This is a genomic window from Pseudomonas sp. GYB4201 (assembly GCF_056312595.1).
Genome location: NZ_JBWGIG010000038.1, coordinates 18,745 through 36,546, shown reverse-complemented (window position 1 = coordinate 36,546; position 17,802 = coordinate 18,745). Strand labels below are relative to the sequence as shown.

Below are 17,802 nucleotides of genomic sequence, written 5' to 3'. Positions count from 1 at the left end.
GGATACGACAGTGCCACGTTCTCTGAAAAAAGGTCCTTTTATTGATCTTCACCTACTGAAGAAGATCGAAGTGGCGGCGGAAAAGAACGATCGCAAACCAGTTAAGACCTGGTCGCGTCGTTCGATGATCCTGCCACAAATGGTCGGTCTGACCATCGCAGTACACAACGGTCGTCAGCACGTCCCAGTTCTCGTGAACGAAGACATGGTCGGCCACAAACTGGGCGAGTTCGCCGGTACCCGCACCTATCGCGGGCACGTGGCTGACAAGAAAGCCAAGCGTTAAGGGGTAAGGAAATGGAAGTAGCCGCTAAGTTGTCGGGCGCTCGAATCTCCGCCCAGAAAGCCCGCTTGGTCGCCGACCAGATCCGCGGGAAGAAGGTGGGCGAAGCGCTCAACCTGCTGGCTTTTAGCAGTAAAAAAGCCGCGGAAATCATGAAGAAAGTGCTGGAGTCGGCCGTAGCCAACGCCGAGCACAACGAAGGCGCAGACGTTGATGACCTGAAGGTCTCCACCGTTTTCGTTAACGAAGGGCGTTCGCTGAAGCGCATCATGCCTCGTGCCAAAGGCCGGGCTGATCGCATCGTCAAGCGGTCTTGCCATATCACTGTCAAGGTTGCTGACAAGTAACGGAGTCGATCAGATGGGTCAGAAAGTACATCCCATTGGCATTCGCCTGGGAATCGTCAAGGAGCACACCTCCGTCTGGTACGCAGACGGTCGGACTTATGCGGACTACTTGTTCGCAGATCTGAAGGTGCGTGAGTATCTCCAAGACAAACTAAAAAGCGCGTCCGTAAGCCGTATCGATATCCATCGTCCGGCTCAAACTGCACGCATCACCATCCACACCGCTCGTCCTGGTATCGTTATCGGGAAGAAAGGTGAAGATGTTGAGAAACTGCGTCAGGACCTGACCAAGCAGATGGGTGTGCCTGTGCACATCAATATCGAAGAAATCCGCAAGCCGGAACTCGACGGTATGCTGGTTGCCCAGAGCGTAGCTCAGCAGCTGGAGCGTCGCGTAATGTTCCGTCGCGCTATGAAGCGCGCCGTACAGAACGCCATGCGCATTGGTGCCAAAGGCATCAAAATCCAAGTGAGCGGTCGTCTCGGCGGTGCTGAAATCGCACGTACTGAATGGTATCGCGAAGGTCGTGTGCCACTGCACACCCTGCGTGCCGATATCGACTATGCCACCTACGAAGCTCACACCACTTACGGTGTGATCGGTGTGAAGGTTTGGATCTTCAAAGGCGAAGTAATTGGTGGTCGCCAAGAAGAACTGAAACCACAAGCACCAGCGCCTCGTAAAAAAGCTGCTAAGTAAGGGGTACGCCAAATGTTGCAACCTAAGCGTACGAAGTTCCGCAAGCAGATGACTGGCCACAACCGTGGTCTGGCACTGCGCGGTAGCAAAGTCAGCTTCGGCGAGTTCGCCTTGAAAGCTGTTGCCCGCGGTCGTCTCACCGCCCGTCAGATCGAGTCGGCACGTCGTGCCCTGACCCGTCACGTAAAACGTGGCGGCAAGATCTGGATCCGTGTATTCCCGGACAAGCCGATCTCCAAGAAGCCTCTCGAAGTGCGGATGGGTAAAGGTAAAGGTTCCGTCGAGTACTGGGTTGCCCAGATTCAGCCAGGCAAAGTCCTGTATGAAATCGAGGGTGTTTCTGAAGAGCTGGCGCGTGAGGCATTCGCCTTGGCAGCTGCAAAGCTGCCTCTCGCCACCTCCTTTGTTAAGCGGACGGTGATGTGATGAAAGCGAATGAACTTCGTGAGAAATCAGCACAGCAACTGAACGAGCAACTGCTCGGCTTGCTGCGCGACCAGTTCAATCTGCGCATGCAGAAAGCAACTGGCCAGTTGGGGCAGTCTCACCTGCTCTCGCAAGTGAAGCGTGACATCGCTCGCGTGAAAACTGTGCTCAACCAGCAGGCAGGTAAGTAATCATGGCTGAAGCCGAAAAAACCGTCCGTACGCTGACTGGCCGTGTCGTCAGCGACAAGATGGACAAGACCATCACCGTATTGATCGAGCGTCGCGTAAAGCACCCGATCTACGGCAAATACGTTAAGCGTTCGACTAAGCTGCACGCGCACGACGAAACCAACCAATGCCACATCGGCGACAAAGTTTCGATTCGTGAAACTCGTCCGCTGGCCAAGACTAAGTCCTGGGCACTGGTTGAAGTTCTCGAACGCGCTGTGGAAGTCTAAGGGCTAGGGGTCGGAGAAATTATATGATTCAGACTCAATCCATGCTCGATGTGGCCGATAACAGCGGCGCTCGTCGCGTTATGTGCATCAAGGTGCTGGGTGGCTCGCATCGTCGTTACGCTGGTATCGGTGACATCATCAAAGTTACCGTCAAGGAAGCAATTCCTCGCGGTAAGGTGAAGAAAGGCCAAGTGATGACTGCTGTCGTAGTCCGCACTCGCCACGGTGTTCGTCGCGCTGACGGCTCCATTATCCGCTTTGATGGCAACGCTGCTGTTCTGCTGAACAACAAGCAAGAGCCGATCGGCACCCGTATCTTTGGGCCAGTGACCCGTGAGCTTCGTTCCGAGAAGTTCATGAAGATCGTCTCGCTCGCCCCAGAAGTGCTGTAAGGAGATCCGACATGCAAAAGATTCGTCGTGACGACGAGATCATCGTGATCGCCGGCAAAGACAAAGGCAAGCGCGGTAAGGTGCTGAAGGTTCTCGCTGACGACCGTCTGGTCGTTGGTGGGATCAACCTGGTGAAGCGTCATACCAAGCCTAACCCGATGTCGGGCGTACAGGGCGGTATCGTCGAGAAAGAAGCGCCTCTGCACGCTTCCAACGTCGCCATTTTCAACGGCGAAACCAACAAGGCTGACCGCGTTGGTTTCAAAGTAGAAGAAGGCAAAAAAATTCGTGTCTTCAAGTCGACCCAAAAAGCGGTTGATGCTTGAACACTGCTAGGTAGAAGACCATGGCACGACTGAAAGAGATTTACCGGAAGGAAATCGCTCCGAAGCTTAAAGAAGAACTTAAGCTGTCGAACGTGATGGAAGTTCCGCGCGTTACCAAAATCACCCTGAACATGGGTCTGGGCGAAGCGATCGGCGACAAGAAAGTCATCGAGCACGCTGTTGCCGACATGGAAAAAATCACCGGCCAGAAGGCTGTCGTCACTTACGCTCGTAAGTCGATTGCAGGCTTCAAGGTCCGTGAGGGCTGGCCGATTGGCGTCAAGGTTACCCTGCGTCGCGATCGTATGTACGAATTCCTGGACCGCCTGCTGGCGATCTCCCTGCCTCGGGTACGCGACTTCCGCGGCCTGAATGCCAAGTCCTTCGATGGTCGTGGCAACTACAGCATGGGCGTGAAAGAGCAGATCATTTTCCCGGAAATCGATTACGACAAGATCGATGCTCTGCGCGGTCTGGACATTACCCTGACCACCACTGCTCGTTCGGATGAAGAAGGCCGCGCTCTGCTGCGTGCTTTCAACTTCCCGTTCCGCAACTGATTGGAGTAGGAAAATGGCCAAGAAGAGCATGAAGAACCGTGAGCTGAAGCGTCAGCTGACGGTAGCAAAATACGCCAAGAAGCGTGCTGAGCTGAAAGCTATCATCGTGAATCTGAACGCAAGTGACGAAGAGCGTTGGAATGCTTCCGTAGCTCTGCAGAAGCAGCCACGTGACGCAAGCGCCTCGCGCATGCGTAACCGCTGCCGCATCACTGGTCGTCCACACGGCGTTTACCGCAAGTTCGGCCTGGGCCGTAACAAGCTGCGTGAAGCAGCAATGCGCGGTGACGTACCAGGTCTGGTTAAAGCCTCCTGGTAAGCCGTACTCCCAAAGTCCTGGCGCGAGGCTGAGCAATCAGCCGACCGCCGGTGACCTTGAGATCGAATCAAGCCCCTCACGGGGCTTGATTCATTTCTGGGGTATGTCTAGAATGACCGGCTCGCCTGAGCCTGGGTTTTCGAACCGCAGTCTGCTCGGCGACGTAGTAGCCGCAAGGCTAAAATTTTTTGTAACAGGAGCGTCTAGCCCATGAGTATGCAGGACCCGTTAGCGGACATGCTAACTCGAATCCGTAATGCCCAGATGGCTGAAAAGTCCGTCGTAAGCATGCCGTCTTCTTCGTTGAAGGTAGCTGTAGCCAAAGTTCTGAAGGACGAAGGTTATATCGCGGGTTATCAGGTAAGCAGCGAAGCAAAACCGTCGCTTTCCATCGAGCTGAAGTACTTCGAAGGCCGTCCAGTCATCGAAGAAGTCAAACGCGTAAGTCGTCCAGGTCTGCGTCAGTACAAGTCCGTCGATGAGCTGCCAAAAGTTCGTGGCGGTCTCGGCGTGTCCATCGTCTCCACCAACAAAGGTGTGATGACGGATCGTGCTGCGCGCGCTGCCGGTGTCGGCGGCGAAGTTCTTTGCACAGTGTTCTAAGGGGGGATAAGCATGTCTCGCGTCGCTAAGAACCCCGTAAAGCTGCCGGCTGGTGTCGAAGTCAAATTCGTCGGCCAACAGCTTTCGGTGAAGGGTGCCAAGGGCACTCTGGAACTGAATGTTCACTCGTCCGTTGAAGTCGTTGAAGAAGCTGGTGAGCTGCGTTTCGCTGCTCGCAACGGCGACCAACAGACTCGTGCAATGGCCGGTACCACTCGTGCTCTGGTAAACAACATGGTCCAAGGCGTAAGCCAAGGCTTCGAGCGCAAGCTCCAGCTGGTCGGTGTTGGTTACAAGGCACAAGCTAAAGGCACAGTGCTGAACCTGGCTCTCGGCTTCTCGCACCCAGTGGACTACGAACTGCCGGAAGGCATCACCGCTGAGACTCCTAGCCAGACCGATATCCTGATCAAGGGCATCGACAAGCAGCTGGTGGGTCAAGTGGCCGCTGAAATCCGCGATTTCCGTCCACCAGAGCCTTACAAAGGTAAGGGTGTGCGTTACGCGGACGAAGTCGTCCGTCGTAAAGAAGCCAAGAAGAAGTAGGGCATAGCAAATGACCGACAAAAAAGTTACTCGACTGCGTCGCGCTCGCAAAGCACGCCTGAAAATGCACGAACTCGAAGTCGTGCGTCTCTGCGTGTTCCGCTCTTCGCAGCACATCTATGCCCAGGTCATCTCGGCCGACGGCAGCAAAGTCCTGGCAAGCGCCTCGACTTTGGACAAAGAACTGCGTGATGGCGCCACTGGCAACATCGACGCGGCCACTAAGGTTGGCCAGCTGGTCGCTTCGCGTGCGAAAGCCGCAGGCGTCTCGCAGGTGGCTTTCGACCGCTCTGGCTTCAAGTACCACGGCCGCGTGAAAGCGCTGGCTGATGCTGCTCGTGAAGCTGGGCTGGAGTTCTAAGTTATGTCAAATAACGACCAAAAGCGCGACGAAGGCTACATTGAGAAGCTGGTTCAAGTTAACCGCGTAGCCAAAACCGTTAAAGGCGGCCGTATCTTCACCTTCACCGCGTTGACCGTGGTTGGTGATGGCAAGGGCCGTGTAGGCTTCGGCCGTGGCAAGTCGCGTGAAGTGCCTGCTGCGATCCAGAAGGCTATGGAAGCTGCTCGTCGCAACATGATTCAAGTGGACCTGAACGGCACCACTCTGCAGTACGCCCTGAAATCCGCCCACGGCGCTTCGAAGGTCTACATGCAGCCTGCTTCGGAAGGTACCGGTATCATCGCCGGCGGCGCCATGCGTGCCGTGCTGGAAGTTGCTGGTGTTCAGAACGTCCTGGCCAAGTGCTACGGTTCGACCAACCCAGTGAACGTGGTACACGCCACCTTCAAGGGTCTGAAAACCATGCAATCCCCGTCGTCCATTGCTGCCAAGCGCGGCAAGAGCGTTGAGGAGATCGTCTGATCATGGCTACCGTTAAAGTTACGCTGATCAAAAGCATGACCGGCCGCATCCCTAACCACAAACTGTGCGTTAAGGGTCTGGGTCTGCGTCGCATCGGTCACACTGTAGAAGTCCAGGATACTCCCGAGAACCGCGGGATGATCAACAAGGCTTACTACATGCTGCGCGTTGAGGGCTAATCGATGAAACTCAATGATCTGAGTCCAGCGCCGGGTTCCCGTCGCGAGAAGCATCGTCCGGGCCGTGGTATCGGTAGCGGTTTGGGTAAGACTGGTGGCCGTGGCCACAAAGGTCAGACCTCGCGCTCCGGTGGCACCATTGCTCCAGGCTTTGAAGGCGGTCAACAGCCGCTGCACCGTCGTCTGCCGAAGTTCGGCTTCGTTTCCCTGAAAGCCATGGACCGCGCAGAAGTGCGTCTGTCCGAGCTGGCCAAAGTGGAAGGCGACGTGGTAACCGTTCAGTCCCTGAAGGATGCCAACGTGATTAACCAGAACGTTCAGCGTGTGAAAATCATGCTGTCGGGCGAAGTTACTCGCGCAGTCACCATCAAGGGCATCGCAGCCACCAAAGGTGCGCGTGCGGCTATCGAAGCAGCTGGCGGCAAGTTCGAGGAATAAATGGCTAAGCAAGGTGCTCTCTCAGCGCTAGGCAAAGGCGGGTTGTCCGAACTCTGGGCTCGTCTGCGTTTCCTGTTCCTGGCGATTATCGTCTACCGAATCGGCGCGCACATCCCAGTTCCAGGTATCAACCCGGACCGTCTGGCGGACCTGTTTCGACAGAATGAGGGGACCATTCTTAGCTTGTTCAACATGTTTTCCGGCGGCGCGCTGGAGCGTATGAGCATCTTTGCACTGGGGATCATGCCGTACATCTCGGCATCGATCATCATGCAACTGATGACCGTCGTCAGCCCGCAGCTGGAGCAGTTGAAGAAGGAAGGTGAAGCTGGCCGTCGCAAGATCAGCCAGTACACCCGCTACGGCACCGTCATCCTGGCTTTGGTTCAAGCAACTGGCATGGCCATTGGCTTGGCCAACCAGGGTGTTTCGTTCTCTGCAGGCATTAGCTTCTATTTCGTCGCAGTCGCCACCTTCGTGGCAGGTGCGATGTTCATGATGTGGCTGGGCGAGCAGATTACCGAGCGCGGTGTTGGCAACGGTATCTCGATGTTGATTTTTTCGGGTATCGTCGCCGGTCTTCCGAGAGCAGTCGGGCAGTCTTTCGAGTCTGCGCGTCAGGGTGATATCAACATTTTCGCCTTGGTAGCTGTCGGTGTGCTGGCAGTAGCGATTATCGGTTTCGTGGTGTTCATCGAGCGTGGTCAGCGTCGTATTGCTGTTCACTACGCCAAGCGTCAGCAGGGCCGCAAGGTCTTCGCTGCGCAGACGAGCCACTTGCCGCTGAAAGTGAACATGGCGGGTGTGATTCCTGCTATTTTCGCGAGCAGCATTTTGCTGTTCCCGGCTTCGCTGGGTGCCTGGTTCGGTCAGTCTGCTGGTATGGGCTGGCTGCAGGATCTCTCGCAGTCGATCGCTCCTGGTCAGCCGTTGAATATTCTGCTGTTTAGTGCAGGGATTATTTTCTTCTGCTTCTTCTATACGGCGTTGATGTTCAATCCGAAAGACGTAGCGGAAAACCTGAAGAAGTCCGGTGCCTTTATTCCGGGCATCCGTCCTGGCGAGCAGTCGGCGCGCTACATTGATGGCGTTCTGACCCGTTTGACCATGTTCGGTGCTCTCTACATGACGGCCGTCTGTCTGCTTCCCCAGTTCCTGGTGGTTGCGGCAAACGTACCGTTCTACCTTGGCGGGACCTCGTTGCTGATCGTGGTAGTGGTTGTGATGGACTTCATGTCCCAAGTACAATCGCACCTCGTTTCACACCAGTACGAATCCCTGATGAAGAAAGCCAACCTGAAGGGCTACGGCGGCAGCGGTTTGCTGCGCTGAAGACCCATAAGGTTCGAGGAGTTGGTGATGAAAGTTCGTGCATCGGTGAAAAAGCTGTGCCGCAACTGCAAAATTATTCGCCGCGAAGGTGTCGTTCGAGTAATTTGCAGCGCGGAACCACGTCACAAACAGCGCCAAGGCTGAGTGTGATCTGTGCTACAAGCCCAGCAGCTAGTGCGCTGCTGGGTTGATTATTTGTTATTACAGCGATATTATCTCGCGCCCTATTTCTTGGCTTCCGGGGCGTAGGTAGCTGTCAATTGGAGTCCCACTGAATGGCCCGTATTGCAGGCGTCAACATTCCAGATAACAAGCACACTGTTATCTCGCTGACCTACATCTATGGTGTTGGTCGCACAACTGCACAGAAGATCTGTGCAGACACTGGGGTCAACCCAGCCGCAAAGATCAAGGATCTGAGCGACGAGCAGATTGAACAGCTGCGTGGCGAAGTGGCGAAGTTCACCACTGAAGGTGATCTGCGCCGCGAAATCAACATGAAAATCAAGCGCTTGATGGATCTGGGCTGCTACCGTGGCCTGCGTCATCGTCGTGGTCTTCCAGTACGCGGTCAGCGTACCAAGACCAACGCGCGTACCCGTAAAGGTCCGCGTAAGCCGATCCGCAAGTAATCGCACCAGCGAATCGACAGGAATTTAGTCATGGCAAAACCTGCTGCTCGTCCTCGTAAAAAAGTAAAAAAGACAGTGGTTGATGGCATCGCCCACATCCACGCGTCTTTCAACAACACCATCGTGACCATTACCGATCGTCAAGGTAACGCCCTGTCCTGGGCTACCTCCGGCGGTTCGGGTTTCCGCGGTTCCCGCAAGTCCACCCCGTTCGCTGCTCAAGTAGCTGCTGAGCGTGCTGGTCAAGCTGCGCTGGAATATGGCCTGAAAAACCTCGACGTAAACGTCAAAGGTCCAGGTCCAGGTCGTGAATCCGCTGTCCGTGCTTTGAACGGCTGCGGCTACAAGATCGCCAGCATCACCGACGTGACGCCAATCCCGCATAACGGGTGCCGTCCGCCGAAGAAGCGCCGCGTGTAATTCAGGAGACGATAGATAATGGCTCGTTACATTGGTCCAAAATGCAAACTGGCTCGTCGTGAAGGCACTGACCTGTTCCTGAAAAGTGGCGTTCGCGCTCTGGAATCGAAGTGCAATATCGAAGCAGCCCCAGGTATCCACGGCCAGCGCCGCGGTCGCCAGTCCGACTACGGCACCCAACTGCGTGAAAAGCAGAAGGTCCGTCGTATTTACGGCGTTCTCGAGCGTCAGTTCAGCGGTTACTACAAAGAAGCAGCCGGCAAGAAAGGCGCTACTGGTGAGAACCTGCTGCAACTGCTCGAATGCCGTCTGGACAACGTCGTTTACCGTATGGGCTTCGGTGCTACCCGTGCCGAGTCCCGCCAGCTGGTTTCGCACAAAGCGATCAGCGTTAATGGCAAGACTGTAAACGTCCCGTCCTACCAGGTTCGTCAGGGTGACGTGGTCGCGGTTCGCGAGAAATCGAAGAACCAGCTGCGCATCGTTCAGGCCCTTGAGCTGTGCGCCCAGCGTGGCCGCGTTGAGTGGGTAGACGTTGACACTGAGAAGAAATCGGGCGTTTTCAAGAACGTTCCTGCTCGCAGTGATCTGTCCGCCGACATCAACGAAAGCCTGATTGTCGAGCTCTACTCCAAGTAAGGGCTAGAAAATAGGTGCATCCATGCAGATTTCGGTAAATGAGTTCCTGACGCCCCGCCACATTGATGTGCAGGTCGTCAGTCCAACCCGCGCTAAAATTACGCTCGAGCCTCTCGAGCGTGGTTTCGGCCATACCCTGGGCAACGCGCTGCGCCGCATCCTGTTGTCCTCAATGCCCGGCTGTGCAGTAGTCGAGGCCGAGATTGACGGTGTGCTCCACGAGTACAGCGCCATCGAAGGTGTACAGGAAGACGTAATCGAAATCCTGTTGAACCTGAAAGGTCTGGCTATCAAGCTGCACGGTCGTGACGAAGTTACGCTGACCTTGTCGAAGAAGGGTTCGGGGGTGGTTACCGCTGCCGATATTCAGCTGGATCATGATGTCGAGATCGTTAACCCCGATCACGTAATCGCCAACCTGGCGTCTAACGGCGCCTTGAACATGAAGCTCGTTGTAGCTCGTGGTCGTGGTTATGAACCGGCCGATTCGCGTCAGAGCGATGAAGACGAAAGCCGCAGCATTGGTCGCTTGCAGCTGGACTCCTCGTTCAGCCCGGTTCGCCGTATCGCATACGTGGTGGAAAACGCCCGTGTCGAACAGCGTACCAACCTGGACAAGCTGGTAATTGATCTGGAAACCAACGGTACCCTGGATCCTGAAGAGGCTATCCGTCGCGCCGCAACCATCCTGCAACAGCAGCTGGCTGCGTTCGTGGACCTCAAAGGTGACAGCGAACCTGTTGTAATCGAGCAAGAAGATGAGATCGACCCGATCCTGCTTCGCCCGGTTGACGATCTGGAACTGACTGTACGTTCGGCTAACTGCCTTAAGGCGGAAAACATTTACTACATCGGCGACCTGATTCAGCGTACCGAAGTAGAACTGTTGAAGACTCCGAACCTGGGCAAGAAATCCTTGACTGAAATCAAGGACGTTCTGGCCTCCCGCGGTCTGTCCCTCGGCATGCGCCTCGACAACTGGCCGCCTGCAAGTCTTAAGAAGGACGACAAGGCGACTGCCTGATCGTCGTAATCACCGAACGTAAGTTTGGTAAGGAATGAACCATGCGTCATCGTAAAAGTGGACGTCACCTGAGCCGTACCAGCTCTCACCGCAAGGCTATGTTCCAGAACATGGCGGTGTCGCTGTTCGAGCACGAGCTGATCAAGACTACCCTGCCGAAAGCCAAGGAACTGCGCCGCGTTGCCGAGCCGCTGATCACCCTGGCCAAGGTAGACAGCGTTGCTAACCGCCGTCTGGCTTTCGACCGTACTCGTTCGAAAGAAATGGTTGGCAAACTGTTCAACGACCTGGGCAAGCGCTACGCCACCCGTGAAGGCGGCTACCTGCGCATCCTGAAGTGCGGTTTCCGCGCTGGCGACAACGCTCCTATGGCGTACGTCGAGCTGGTCGATCGTCCTGTCGGCGGCGCTGTAGAAGCTGCTGAGTAAGACGAACAAGCTGTTCAAGAAAACCGGGCCTAGTGCCCGGTTTTTTTGTGCCCGTCTATTACTCGCTCGCGAGACATTGCGAAAATCTATCGAGCACAAAAGATCTATAAATTAGATGTTGTAACCCCTCTAAATGATACTGACCACCGAAGCCGATTAGCCCGGTCATATCAGGTCTGACAGAGGAAGACACAGCATGAGCCAGAGCAAGACTCTCACCACCGCCAGCGGCGCCCCCGTAGCCGACAACCAGAATTCGCGTTCCGCCGGTCCCCGTGGGCCTCTGCTGCTGGACGACTTCCACCTGATCGAGAAACTCGCGCACTTCAACCGCGAGAACATCCCAGAGCGCCGCGTGCACGCCAAGGGTTCGGGCGCCTACGGCACTTTCACCGTGACCCGCGACATCAGCGACCTGACCTGCGCCAAGCTGTTCTCGGACGTGGGCAAGCAAACCCCGACCTTCCTGCGCTTCTCTACGGTGGGTGGCGAGCGTGGTTCGGCCGACACCGAGCGCGACCCACGCGGCTTCGCCCTCAAGTTCTACACCGAGGAAGGCAACTGGGACATCGTTGGCAACAACACCCCAGTGTTCTTCATCCGCGACCCGCTGAAGTTTCCCGACTTTATCCACACCCAGAAGCGCCTGCCGCAAAGCAACCTGAAAAGCGCCCAGGCCATGTGGGATTTCTGGTCGCACTCGCCGGAAGCGCTGCACCAGGTCACCATTCTGTTCTCCGACCGCGGCATCCCGGACGGCTACCGCTTCATGCACGGCTTCGGCAGCCACACCTACAGCCTGATCAACGCCCAAGGCGAGCGCCACTGGGTCAAGTGGCACTACAAGAGCGTCCAGGGCATCAAGAACCTGGCCCCGGCCGACGCTGCGCGTATCGCTGGCACCGACCCGGACTACGCCCAGCGCGACCTGTTCGAAGCCATCGAGCGCGGTGACTACCCGCAATGGCGCGTGTGCATCCAGGTGATGACCGAGGCCCAGGCCAACGCGCATCGGGAGAACCCCTTCGACGTGACCAAGACCTGGTCGCAGAAGGAGTTCCCGCTGATCGAGGTGGGCCTGCTGGAGCTCAACCGCAACCCGCAGAACTACTTTGCCGAAGTCGAGCAGGCGGCGTTCGGGCCGAGCAACATGGTGCCGGGCGTGGGGTTGTCGCCGGACCGCATGCTGCAAGGCCGCGTGTTTGCCTACGCCGATGCGCACCGCTACCGCGTAGGCACCAACCACCAGCAGTTGCCGGTGAACGCGCCACGCAGCCCGGTAAACTCCTACCAGCGTGACGGCTCCATGGCGTTTGGCAGCAACGGTGGCGCAGCACCGAACTACGAGCCCAACAGCTACAGCGATGCGCCCAAACAGGCGCCGCAATACGCCGAACCGTCGCTGGCCTTGAGCGGTGCAGCAGACCGCTACGATCACCGCACTGACGGCGACTACTTCAGCCAGGCCGGCGCGCTGTTCCGTTTGATGAACGAAGCGCAGCAAGCCTTGCTGATCGACAACATCGCTAACGCAATGAGTGGCGTTTCCGGCGACGTGATCGAGCGCCAGCTGCCGTACTTCTACCAGGCCGACCAGGCCTACGGCGAGGGTGTGGCCCGCGCGTTGGAAGCAAAACGCGGCTAAGTCGAAATGCTAAGGAGAACCGCCCTCATTTGGGCGGTTTTTCGCTGCCAATCATCTGGTTTTCTCTGCTTTTTTGCGATTTTTCAGCTTTCTCTCCGTGACGTTCGCTCGGCCTTGGTTCAAACTATCCACTTTCAAGCAAGGAGATGTAGGGCGATGCAAGGGCACCCGGACGTAATCGATTATCTGAACACGCTGCTGACCGGCGAGCTTGCTGCGCGTGATCAGTATTTCATCCACTCGCGGATGTACGAGGACTGGGGTTTCAGCAAGCTTTACGAGCGCATCAACCACGAGATGGAAGAAGAGGCGGGCCATGCCGACGCCTTGATGCGCCGCATCCTGATGCTCGAGGGCACGCCACGCATGCGCCCCGACGACCTGGATATCGGCACCGACGTACCGAGCATGTTCGAAGCTGACCTGCGCCTGGAGTACAAGGTGCGCGCTGCGCTGTGCAAGGGCATCGCCCTGTGCGAGCAGCACAAGGACTACGTCACCCGCGACATCCTGCGCCTGCAGCTGTCCGACACCGAGGAAGATCACACCTACTGGCTGGAGAAGCAGTTGGGCCTGATCAAGTCCATCGGCCTGCAGAACTACCTGCAGTCGCAGTTCTAAGCGACGCGGCATGAAAAAGCCCCGCCATCTCAAGATGGCGGGGCTTTTTCGTTTTGTGGACGGCTTTGACGCGGCCTGCGGCCGCTGCTACGGGGAGCTGGGCCGGCCATTCGGTTCCACCGGCGAAAAGGGCACCGCGTTGAATCAATAATACGCGGTGGTCCTTTCGCGATGTAGCAGCGGCCGCAGGCCGCGTCAGCGGGCTTACGCGCGGTCACGCTCAAGCAGTGGCTTGAGGTAGTGGCCAGTGTAGGACTGCTTCATCTCCGCCACCTGCTCCGGGGTGCCACAGCCGATGATCATGCCGCCCTTGGAGCCGCCTTCCGGCCCCAGGTCGACGATCCAGTCGGCGGTCTTGATCACGTCCAGGTTGTGCTCGATCACCACCACGGTGTTGCCGTGGTCGCGCAGGCGGTGCAGCACGTCCAGCAGCTGCTGGATGTCGGCGAAGTGCAGGCCGGTGGTGGGTTCGTCGAGGATGTACAGGGTCTTGCCGGTGTCACGCTTGGACAGCTCGCGGGACAGCTTGACCCGTTGCGCCTCGCCGCCCGACAAGGTCGTCGCCGACTGGCCCAGCTTGATGTAGGAAAGCCCCACGTCCATCAGCGTCTGCAGCTTGCGCGCCAGGGCCGGCACGGCATCGAAGAACTCGCGGGCTTCCTCGATGGTCATTTCCAGCACCTCGTGGATGCTCTTCCCCTTGTACTTGATCTCAAGGGTCTCACGGTTGTAGCGCTTGCTCTTGCACACGTCGCACGGCACGTAGATGTCGGGCAGGAAGTGCATCTCCACCTTGATCAGGCCATCGCCCTGGCAGGCCTCACAGCGGCCACCCTTGACGTTGAACGAGAAGCGCCCCGGGCCGTAGCCGCGCGAGCGCGATTCCGGGACGCCGGCGAACAGCTCGCGGATCGGCGTGAACAGCCCGGTGTAGGTGGCCGGGTTGGAGCGTGGCGTACGGCCGATGGGGCTCTGGTCGATGTCCACCACCTTGTCCAGGTGCTGCAGGCCGTCGCAGCTGTCGTGGGCCGCGGCTTCCAGGGTGGTGGCGCCGTTCAGGGCGGTAGCGCTGAGCGGGAACAGGGTGTTGTTGATCAGCGTCGACTTGCCCGAGCCGGACACGCCGGTAACGCAGGTCAGCAGGCCAATGGGGATTTCCAGGTCGACGTTGCGCAGGTTGTTGCCGCGCGCACCCTTGAGGGTCAGTTGCAGCTTCTTGTTGCGCGGCGTGCGCTCGGCCGGCACGGCGATCTTCACGCGGCCCGACAGGTATTTGCCGGTCAGCGAGTCGGGGTGGTCCATGACCTCCTGGGCGGTGCCTTCGGCGACGATGTTGCCGCCGTGCACGCCGGCGCCCGGGCCGATGTCCACCACGTAGTCGGCCAGGCGGATGGCGTCCTCGTCGTGCTCGACAACGATCACCGTGTTGCCGATGTCGCGCAGGTGCTTGAGGGTGCCCAGCAGGCGGTCGTTGTCGCGTTGGTGCAGGCCGATGGAAGGCTCGTCGAGGATGTACATCACCCCCACCAGGCCGGCGCCGATCTGGCTGGCCAGGCGGATGCGCTGGGCCTCGCCGCCGGACAGGGTGTCGGCGCTGCGGTCCAGGGTCAGGTAGTCCAGCCCCACGTTGACCAGGAACTGCAGGCGCTCGCGGATCTCCTTGAGGATCTTGTCGGCGATCTCGCCGCGGCGGCCGGTCAGGCTCAGGCCTTCGAAGTAGTCGGTGGCGTCGCCGATCGGCAGGCCGGTGACGGCCGGCAGGGTCTTCTCGCCCACCCACACGTGGCGCGCTTCACGGCGCAGGCGCGTGCCGCGGCAGTCCGGGCAGGGCTGGGTGCTGAGGAACTTGGCCAGCTCTTCGCGCACGGTGGCCGACTCGGTCTCGCGGTAGCGGCGTTCCAGGTTCGGCACGATGCCTTCGAACGGGTGCGAGCGCTTGACGATGTCGCCGCGGTCGTTGAGGTACTTGAAGTCGACGTTCTGCGTGCCACTGCCGTGCAGCAGGATCTTCTGCTTGTCGGCGGGCAGGTCGTTAAACGGTTTTTCCAGGCTGAACTTGTAGTGCGAGGCCAGCGAGCCCAGCATCTGGAAGTAGTAGACGTTGCGCCGGTCCCAGCCGCGTATCGCGCCCTCGGCCAGGGTCAACTCGCCGTTCACCAGGCGCTTGGCGTCGAAGAACTGCTTCACGCCCAGGCCGTCGCAGGTCGGGCAGGCGCCGGCCGGGTTGTTGAAGGAGAACAGCTTGGGTTCCAGCTCGCTGATGGCGTGGCCGCAGATGGGGCAGGCGAAGCGCGCCGAGAAGATCATCTCCTCGAACGGTTCCTCGTCCATGGACGCCACCAGGGCGATGCCGTCGGCCAGCTTCAGCGCGGTCTCGAACGACTCCGCCAGGCGCTGCTGCAGGTCTTCGCGGACCTTGAAGCGGTCCACCACCACCTCGATGGTGTGCTTTTTCTGCTTGTCCAGCTTGGGCAGTTCGTCCAGTTCGTGCAGGCGGCCGTTGATGCGTGCGCGGACGAAGCCTTGGGCGCGCAGCTCCTCGAAGATGGCCAGGTGCTCGCCCTTGCGCTCGCGAATCACCGGCGCCAGCAGCATCAGCTTGCTGCCTTCGGGCTGGGCCAGCACCAGGTCGACCATCTGGCTGACAGTCTGGGCTTCCAGGGGGATGTCGTGGTCCGGGCAACGCGGCGTGCCCACGCGTGCATACAGCAGGCGCAGGTAGTCGTAGATCTCGGTGATGGTGCCGACCGTGGAGCGCGGGTTGTGGGAGGTCGACTTCTGCTCGATGGAGATGGCCGGCGACAGGCCTTCGATGGTGTCGACGTCAGGCTTTTCCATCATCGACAGGAACTGCCGCGCGTAGGCCGACAGCGACTCCACGTAGCGGCGCTGGCCCTCGGCGTACAGCGTGTCGAACGCCAGCGATGACTTGCCGGAGCCGGACAGCCCGGTGATGACGATCAGCTTGTCCCGTGGCAGGGTCAGGTCGATGTTCTTCAGGTTGTGGGTTCGAGCCCCACGAATCAGGATCTTGTCCAAGAGTGGCCTCGCACGGCGGGCGTAAACACAGGAGTATAAAGCCAAATACTGGATGGATGCACACTATCGGATGACATCCCTGATGCCATACATGACAACTGCGCGGCAAAGCGTCGCCATATACCCCCTCTATCGTTGGGACTGGTAGAATCGCCGCCGGTTCACACGAGGTTTTTCCATGCACGATCTCCACAGCGAACGCATGAGCGGTAGCGAGACCCGCGCGGCTGGCGGCCTGGCCCTGGTGTTCGCATTCCGCATGCTGGGCATGTTCATGGTGTTGCCAGTACTGGCCACCTACGGCATGGACCTGGCCGGCGCCACCCCGGCCCTGATCGGCTTCGCCATCGGCGCCTACGGCTTGACCCAGGCTTTCCTGCAAATTCCATTCGGCATCATTTCCGACCGCATCGGCCGTCGCCCGGTGATCTACATTGGCCTGGTGATCTTTGCCCTGGGCAGCCTGCTGGCGGCCCATGCCGACTCCATCTGGGGCGTCATCGCCGGGCGGGTGCTGCAAGGCGCCGGGGCGATTTCCGCGGCGGTCATGGCCCTGCTGTCGGACCTGACCCGCGAGCAGCACCGCACCAAGGCCATGGCCACCATCGGCATGAGCATCGGCGTGTCGTTCGCCGTGGCCATGGTGGTGGGCCCGCTGGTGACGCGCGCGTTCGGCTTGTCCGGGCTGTTCATCGTCACCGCGGTGATGGCCCTGGTGGGTATCGCCCTGATCGCCTTCGTGGTGCCCAGCGCCTCCAGCCACTTCACCCACCGTGAGTCGGGCGTGGCCCGGCAGGCGCTGCTGCCGACCCTCAAGCACCCGGACCTGCTGCGCCTGGACGTGGGGATCTTCGTGCTGCACGCCATCCTGATGGCGAGCTTCGTGGCCTTGCCGCTGGCCCTGGTGGAGCGCGCCGGGCTGCCGAAAGAGCAGCACTGGTGGGTTTACCTGACGGCCTTGCTGGTATCTTTTTTCGGGATGATTCCGTTCATCATCTACGGCGAAAAAAAGCGCAAGATGAAGCGCGTGCTGATTGGTGCGGTCGCCACCCTGATGCTCACCGAGCTGTTCTTCTGGGCCTTCGGCAACACGCTGACGGAACTGGTGGTCGGCACCGTGGTGTTCTTCACTGCCTTCAACCTGCTGGAAGCTTCGCTGCCGTCGCTGATCAGCAAGGTGTCGCCGGCCGGTGGCAAGGGCACGGCCATGGGCGTGTACTCCACCAGCCAGTTCCTGGGCGCGGCCCTGGGTGGCATCCTCGGCGGCTGGCTGTTCCAGCACGGCGGCTTGAATGTGGTATTCATCGGCTGCGCCGGGCTGTTGGCGATTTGGTTGGCCATAGCTGTTACTATGCGTGAACCACCGTACGTGACGAGCCTGCGCTTGCCCCTGTCGCCAGAGGCGATACGCGAAGCGGGCCTCACCGAGCGCCTCAAGGCAGTACCGGGTGTAACAGATGCAGTGGTGGTGGCAGAAGAAGCCGCCATCTATATCAAACTGGATACAGAAATTTTGGATCGTGCTTCCCTGGAGCGCCTGGTCAACCCAGGCCCAGAGACGTGCCAAGCCTAGGAGAA

28 protein-coding genes are annotated in these 17,802 nt (G+C 58.7%); 27 read left to right on the top strand and 1 reads right to left on the bottom strand.

Annotation, left to right across the window (positions count from 1 at the left end):
* The first annotated feature begins 10 nt into the window (after positions 1-10).
* From rpsS to AC0Z2B_RS26410, 26 genes are all read left to right on the top strand, one after another.
* The gene (gene rpsS, locus AC0Z2B_RS26535; protein ID WP_002555486.1) at positions 11-286 is read left to right on the top strand and encodes a 30S ribosomal protein S19; all 276 of its coding nucleotides are present in this window, start codon (positions 11-13) and stop codon (positions 284-286) included.
* Between the two features lie 11 nt (positions 287-297).
* A complete protein-coding gene (rplV, locus tag AC0Z2B_RS26530; RefSeq protein ID WP_003103908.1) occupies positions 298-630 on the top strand; it encodes a 50S ribosomal protein L22 in 333 nt (110 codons plus the stop codon).
* Positions 631-643: 13 nt separating this feature from the next.
* Entirely contained in the window at positions 644-1,330 is a 687-nt protein-coding gene (gene rpsC / locus AC0Z2B_RS26525; protein WP_027982006.1) for a 30S ribosomal protein S3, read from the top strand.
* A 12-nt stretch (positions 1,331-1,342) separates the two neighbouring features.
* Positions 1,343-1,756: a 50S ribosomal protein L16 gene (gene rplP, locus AC0Z2B_RS26520; RefSeq protein WP_003255479.1), complete on the top strand. Its 414-nt coding sequence runs from the start codon at positions 1,343-1,345 to the stop codon at positions 1,754-1,756.
* Positions 1,756-1,947 (top strand): 50S ribosomal protein L29, encoded by a 192-nt coding sequence (rpmC, locus tag AC0Z2B_RS26515; RefSeq protein ID WP_002555481.1) that lies wholly within the window; start codon positions 1,756-1,758, stop codon positions 1,945-1,947. Before rplP ends, rpmC begins: the two co-directional genes overlap by 1 nt.
* Before the next feature lie 2 nt (positions 1,948-1,949).
* Complete coding sequence (rpsQ, locus tag AC0Z2B_RS26510) at positions 1,950-2,216, top strand: 30S ribosomal protein S17 (protein ID WP_008374160.1); 267 nt, start codon at positions 1,950-1,952, stop codon at positions 2,214-2,216.
* A gap of 23 nt (positions 2,217-2,239) precedes the next feature.
* Positions 2,240-2,608 carry a 50S ribosomal protein L14 gene (rplN, locus tag AC0Z2B_RS26505; RefSeq protein WP_003243907.1) on the top strand — a complete coding sequence of 123 codons (369 nt, stop codon included), beginning with the start codon at positions 2,240-2,242 and terminating at the stop codon, positions 2,606-2,608.
* A gap of 11 nt (positions 2,609-2,619) precedes the next feature.
* A complete protein-coding gene (gene rplX, locus AC0Z2B_RS26500) occupies positions 2,620-2,934 on the top strand; it encodes a 50S ribosomal protein L24 (protein ID WP_008374158.1) in 315 nt (104 codons plus the stop codon).
* A gap of 20 nt (positions 2,935-2,954) precedes the next feature.
* Complete coding sequence (gene rplE, locus AC0Z2B_RS26495) at positions 2,955-3,494, top strand: 50S ribosomal protein L5 (protein ID WP_416427121.1); 540 nt, start codon at positions 2,955-2,957, stop codon at positions 3,492-3,494.
* A gap of 13 nt (positions 3,495-3,507) precedes the next feature.
* Entirely contained in the window at positions 3,508-3,813 is a 306-nt protein-coding gene (gene rpsN, locus AC0Z2B_RS26490; protein WP_416427120.1) for a 30S ribosomal protein S14, read from the top strand.
* Between the two features lie 210 nt (positions 3,814-4,023).
* Entirely contained in the window at positions 4,024-4,416 is a 393-nt protein-coding gene (gene rpsH / locus AC0Z2B_RS26485) for a 30S ribosomal protein S8 (protein ID WP_416427119.1), read from the top strand.
* 12 nt (positions 4,417-4,428) lie between these two features.
* Positions 4,429-4,962 carry a 50S ribosomal protein L6 gene (rplF, locus tag AC0Z2B_RS26480; RefSeq protein ID WP_043861928.1) on the top strand — a complete coding sequence of 178 codons (534 nt, stop codon included), beginning with the start codon at positions 4,429-4,431 and terminating at the stop codon, positions 4,960-4,962.
* A 10-nt stretch (positions 4,963-4,972) separates the two neighbouring features.
* Entirely contained in the window at positions 4,973-5,323 is a 351-nt protein-coding gene (gene rplR, locus AC0Z2B_RS26475) for a 50S ribosomal protein L18 (protein WP_008374147.1), read from the top strand.
* 3 nt (positions 5,324-5,326) lie between these two features.
* Positions 5,327-5,827, top strand: coding sequence for a 30S ribosomal protein S5 (gene rpsE, locus AC0Z2B_RS26470; protein ID WP_416427118.1), 501 nt, complete (start codon positions 5,327-5,329; stop codon positions 5,825-5,827).
* 2 nt (positions 5,828-5,829) lie between these two features.
* On the top strand, positions 5,830-6,006 hold the full coding sequence (rpmD, locus tag AC0Z2B_RS26465; protein ID WP_003176408.1) for a 50S ribosomal protein L30: 177 nt from the start codon (positions 5,830-5,832) through the stop codon (positions 6,004-6,006).
* 3 nt (positions 6,007-6,009) lie between these two features.
* A complete protein-coding gene (gene rplO, locus AC0Z2B_RS26460; RefSeq protein ID WP_010220318.1) occupies positions 6,010-6,444 on the top strand; it encodes a 50S ribosomal protein L15 in 435 nt (144 codons plus the stop codon).
* Entirely contained in the window at positions 6,445-7,776 is a 1,332-nt protein-coding gene (secY, locus tag AC0Z2B_RS26455; protein ID WP_416427117.1) for a preprotein translocase subunit SecY, read from the top strand.
* A gap of 27 nt (positions 7,777-7,803) precedes the next feature.
* Positions 7,804-7,920: a 50S ribosomal protein L36 gene (gene rpmJ, locus AC0Z2B_RS26450; protein ID WP_002555468.1), complete on the top strand. Its 117-nt coding sequence runs from the start codon at positions 7,804-7,806 to the stop codon at positions 7,918-7,920.
* 131 nt (positions 7,921-8,051) lie between these two features.
* Positions 8,052-8,408: a 30S ribosomal protein S13 gene (gene rpsM, locus AC0Z2B_RS26445; protein ID WP_008374135.1), complete on the top strand. Its 357-nt coding sequence runs from the start codon at positions 8,052-8,054 to the stop codon at positions 8,406-8,408.
* A gap of 30 nt (positions 8,409-8,438) precedes the next feature.
* Positions 8,439-8,828 carry a 30S ribosomal protein S11 gene (gene rpsK / locus AC0Z2B_RS26440; RefSeq protein ID WP_002555466.1) on the top strand — a complete coding sequence of 130 codons (390 nt, stop codon included), beginning with the start codon at positions 8,439-8,441 and terminating at the stop codon, positions 8,826-8,828.
* Positions 8,829-8,846: 18 nt separating this feature from the next.
* On the top strand, positions 8,847-9,467 hold the full coding sequence (gene rpsD, locus AC0Z2B_RS26435; RefSeq protein WP_008374133.1) for a 30S ribosomal protein S4: 621 nt from the start codon (positions 8,847-8,849) through the stop codon (positions 9,465-9,467).
* A gap of 22 nt (positions 9,468-9,489) precedes the next feature.
* Entirely contained in the window at positions 9,490-10,491 is a 1,002-nt protein-coding gene (locus AC0Z2B_RS26430) for a DNA-directed RNA polymerase subunit alpha (RefSeq protein ID WP_007924176.1), read from the top strand.
* A gap of 41 nt (positions 10,492-10,532) precedes the next feature.
* Complete coding sequence (gene rplQ, locus AC0Z2B_RS26425; RefSeq protein WP_158154260.1) at positions 10,533-10,919, top strand: 50S ribosomal protein L17; 387 nt, start codon at positions 10,533-10,535, stop codon at positions 10,917-10,919.
* A gap of 196 nt (positions 10,920-11,115) precedes the next feature.
* Positions 11,116-12,564, top strand: a complete 1,449-nt coding sequence (locus AC0Z2B_RS26420) for a catalase (protein WP_476300610.1) — start codon at positions 11,116-11,118, stop codon at positions 12,562-12,564.
* A gap of 156 nt (positions 12,565-12,720) precedes the next feature.
* Positions 12,721-13,185, top strand: a complete 465-nt coding sequence (gene bfr / locus AC0Z2B_RS26415; protein WP_416427115.1) for a bacterioferritin — start codon at positions 12,721-12,723, stop codon at positions 13,183-13,185.
* 10 nt (positions 13,186-13,195) lie between these two features.
* Positions 13,196-13,336, top strand: a complete 141-nt coding sequence (locus AC0Z2B_RS26410; protein ID WP_476300608.1) for a hypothetical protein — start codon at positions 13,196-13,198, stop codon at positions 13,334-13,336.
* A gap of 53 nt (positions 13,337-13,389) precedes the next feature.
* On the opposite strand, the gene uvrA is transcribed toward AC0Z2B_RS26410, so the two are convergent.
* Positions 13,390-16,224: an excinuclease ABC subunit UvrA gene (gene uvrA / locus AC0Z2B_RS26405; protein WP_473004642.1), complete on the bottom strand. Its 2,835-nt coding sequence runs from the start codon at positions 16,222-16,224 to the stop codon at positions 13,390-13,392.
* Positions 16,225-16,402: 178 nt separating this feature from the next.
* On the opposite strand from uvrA, the gene AC0Z2B_RS26400 reads away from it, so the two are divergent.
* Positions 16,403-17,797 (top strand): MFS transporter, encoded by a 1,395-nt coding sequence (locus AC0Z2B_RS26400; RefSeq protein WP_416427113.1) that lies wholly within the window; start codon positions 16,403-16,405, stop codon positions 17,795-17,797.
* Positions 17,798-17,802 lie beyond the last annotated feature (5 nt).